At 42.5% G+C, this 3,825-nt stretch carries 3 protein-coding genes; 1 reads left to right on the top strand and 2 read right to left on the bottom strand.

What is annotated here, in order from left to right; all coding sequences use genetic code 11:
* Nucleotides 1-1,835, bottom strand: a 1,835-nt coding sequence (locus tag ACRCZA_RS12610) for a TonB-dependent receptor (protein WP_438674776.1), incomplete at its 3' end; no start/stop codon positions are given.
* A gap of 428 nt (nucleotides 1,836-2,263) precedes the next feature.
* On the opposite strand from ACRCZA_RS12610, the gene ACRCZA_RS12605 reads away from it, so the two are divergent.
* On the top strand, nucleotides 2,264-3,280 hold the full coding sequence (locus tag ACRCZA_RS12605) for a LacI family DNA-binding transcriptional regulator (RefSeq protein WP_438674775.1): 1,017 nt from the start codon (nucleotides 2,264-2,266) through the stop codon (nucleotides 3,278-3,280).
* Between the two features lie 284 nt (nucleotides 3,281-3,564).
* Here ACRCZA_RS12605 and ACRCZA_RS12600 read toward each other — a convergent pair.
* Nucleotides 3,565-3,825, bottom strand: a 261-nt coding sequence (locus ACRCZA_RS12600; RefSeq protein WP_438674774.1) for a P-II family nitrogen regulator, incomplete at its 5' end; no start/stop codon positions are given.

Genomic DNA, 3,825 nt, shown 5'->3' with positions numbered 1-3,825 from the left:
GCAAATAAATCGGCATAATTGGGTCTAGAGATAACTTGGGCTGCCGATGCACGTAATATCACATCGCTTGCTAAATCAAAGGCAATGTTCATGCTAGGTAGCACGTCGTTATAACTGGCTTTATCTGTGCTCAAATCATCGGCATACACACCCTTATTACTGAGCGCATAATAATCTGATTCAATATCAGTAGAGATATATCTTAAGCCGAAGTTACCGCGAACACCTTCACCCGCAAATGTGGCCATAGTGTACAACGCTAAGTTTTTCTCTTGCAGCGTACCGTAACCAGATTTATCTAAAGTAAAGCCATCGATAGCTGCATAGGCGTCTCGAATCATGTTATCAAAAATAGGCTTGGGTAAGGTAAAACCTGCACCCGATGAAATCGTGCCTGAATAGTATTCAGAGGCATTCTTAGCCATAACATTGGCGACTATTGCTTTTTCAGTGGTTTGAGTCACTTCATGATCAGCATAACTTAAGCCTGACTTAATTGAAGTAATGACCCCAAATTCAACTGGCACAGTAATATCAAAAGTCGCAAACGCTTCTTCATCGGTGTTAGGTTGCTTTTTAAGCGCCCAACCCGCTGTTTCTAACTTGCCATTAAAATCACTGGCATCAAAAGAGTTATTGGCAATATCAATTTTAATTACATCACCAGTTGCATCATAGATACCGGCAAAATCACCTGGTTTACCAATAGATTGACCATAGTTTGAGGTTAAATCGGTACCACCCTCAGCCTTCGTTTTACCAATGCGGCCTTCTAACTTATAGTCTTCCGCTTGATAGGCAAAATCTAAATCTACGGTATCGGAAGACATACTGGCTTTACGAGCCCAAGTTTGTGCCCACGCAAAACCACCTTTACCACTGTGCTCAACCAGAGTACACACTCCAGCTTCATTTTTCTTAAGACACTTATTTTCACCCTGTTGAGTTGGGAATAAGAAAATAGAAGTGTTGGCATTATCGGCATCAAGCTGCAGACTCATCACATTGAGGCCAAATTCGAGCGCATCAGTTGGGCGATATTGGAAGGCAGCATTAACAGCTGAGCGTTCACGATCCTGCTGGAAAGTCGTTGGGACAATTTCACCCCAACCTAACAGTGTTTCAATACCATTACGTTGATATTGGGTATTATCAAGTGCACCAGCCAATAAGAAACCGAACTTTTCATCTTCGTTTTTCCAGCTGTATAAGCCTGATGTTTGCGGATCGATCTCTTCAGAAACAGTACCATAATCGCCTTTAGCGCTTAAAAATACAGAATTAGCTTCTAAATCAAGTGGTTTACGCGTCTTTACTGTAACCGTACCACCAATACCACCTTCAGCTATGTCAGCTTGAGAGGATTTATTAACCAAAATGCCACCGACAAGTTCTGGCGGTAACAAACTGTAGTTAAAACTACGATCGATAGCTTGCTGGTCGAACCAACCCGTTGACGCAACGGTATGACCGTTTAATAAGGTGCGAGTCAGTTGATTAGAAGCGCCGCGAATAGACACTTGCTGGCCTTGACCAAACTGACGGTTTACCGCAACACCAGGAATACGCGCTAAAGACTCACCGACATCACCGTCGGGGAATTTACCGATATCTTCTGCTGTAACAGCATCAACGACGGCATCAGAAAAACGCTTATCGTTAACAGAAGCTTTCATTGACGCACGCATACCACGAACTTCAATCTTCTCAATGTTTTCTGGAGCAGCTGCAGTGGCCTCGGCTTCTGCAGCAACAGCGCTAATGGATATAGCGCTGCCGAGTAGAATTGCAATATTTGTCGCTAACACACTTTTTTTAAAGGTAGATGGTCGCATCTCGTTTCCCTTCCATAACTTTATTATCGTTTTAGTATTCATAACCATTCCCTATGGAATGACAACGCTGTCATGTCTAGAACAAACATTACACAATAATTAACAGCCTTGCCACAACAAAATAACGCCGAGCCCGAAAAAATGTCATAAAACACACAAGGAATTATGACACAAAATATTTTGCACAATAAAAACAGACAATTGCGTACTTTGTTGTAAGTTTACCATTAGAATAGAGCATGAAACTCAGGATAAAATCATGTGTTTTTTTAACATTTATGCATTGCTAACTGCGGTAAATACTCGCAAAATTAGCCCGACATTCCCCAAAATGATGGCCAAAATCTACGCTTGTAAAGTGCAAGCAAAGCATTTAGCTTCATTGCAGAGCTAGCCTTCACTATCTTAATTTAAGAGTTTTGATACCAATGAAAGTCACCATCAATGATGTAGCTAAATATGCTGGCGTATCGATTAAGACGGTATCCCGGGTCACCAATAATGAATCTTCGGTTAAACAAGCCACGGTAGACAAAGTGAACGAGGCCATAAAGGCACTGCACTATCAACCGAATCTTGCCGCAAGGAATTTAGCTGGCACTAAATCCTATGCTATTGGTTTTATTTATGATAATCCCAATGCTTACTATATTATTGATATGCAGAACGGCATTTTGTCTGCCTGTAAAGATAAAGGCTATGAACTGGTTATCCACCCTTGCAACGCCAAGTCTGCCACCATCTGTGATGAACTGACGACTCTCGTTAAACACTCAAGACTTGCAGGCTTAGTCCTCACCCCACCCCTTTCAGAAGATCCTAAGGTGCTTAACGCGCTCAGAGCCATTGATGCCAATTACGTGCGGATTATTGCAGGAGAAAATGCCAACGAACAGTTTGGACTGACTATTTTAGTCAACGATAGGTTTGGCGCAGTGGCAATCACTCAACATCTAATTGATTTAGGCCATAAAAAAATTGCATTTTTAAGTGGTGATTTACACCATGAATCCACCAAAGAGCGATTACAAGGCTATAAACAAGCATTAACAAAAAATCACTTGGTTGCGGATGATAATTACATAATTGAAGGAAAATATTCTTTTGAGTCAGGAGTAGAAGGTGCCAATACCCTGATAAAACTCAATAATCGCCCCACTGCGATTGTGGCTTGTAATGACGAAATTGCCGCTGGTGCACTTTTTGCCGCCCGTTTAGCCGGATTAGACATTCCAACCGATCTCTCCATTGTCGGCTTCGAGGACAGTCCATTTTCACGCCAAACCTGGCCTAAATTGACCACTGTGCATCAACCTAACGCTGATATCGCCAAAGTAGCAACGGAATTACTGATTGCAAAACGTAAAGAACAAGATGCCACATTTGCCAAGGTCTTTACGCCCAAACCCGTGCTACGCGACTCATCAGCCACTCCCAAACGTTAAACTCCCCCCCCCAACAGGGGCCGGCCACTCTCTTGTTGGGTTCACATACTTGCATAAGGGATAATTTAGTGAGGCTTAAATTTGGGGCGTTATCTTTTAGTCGTTTTTGAGCAAATCGATAAATAATTGCAGAAAACCAGCCATGTATAGCAGCGCTATCAAACTGCTTACACGGCGGTTAGTCACCAAACACATCTACTGGTACAGGGGGGCCAGATGATTGGTCGAATTGTCTAGTTTCAATTAACAACCAACCCAATATCTAAGTGGTCATCAAGACGCCGTTACACCGCCTCTTCATTTTCCTCGCCAGTGCGAATGCGGATCACCCGCTCGACTTCAGTCACAAAAATTTTGCCATCACCAATTTTGCCAGTCCTAGCCGTTTCCACAATCACATCAATTGCTTGATCAACCAAATCATCGTGAATGACTAACTCAATCTTCACTTTAGGTAAAAAATCCACCATATATTCAGCGCCACGATATAACTCTGTATGACCCTTTTGTCGGCCAAACCCCTTCACTTCCAACACTGTCATCCC

Source organism: Shewanella sp. (assembly GCF_051658185.1).
Taxonomy (GTDB): Bacteria; Pseudomonadota; Gammaproteobacteria; order Enterobacterales; family Shewanellaceae; genus Shewanella.
This window is presented reverse-complemented; position numbering and strand designations above follow the sequence as displayed.

Excerpts from the sequence above, each read along its gene's own strand:
- ACRCZA_RS12605 (WP_438674775.1), top strand. The coding sequence starts at position 2,264 with ATGAAAGTCACCATCAATGATGTAGCTAAATATGCTGGCGTATCGATT.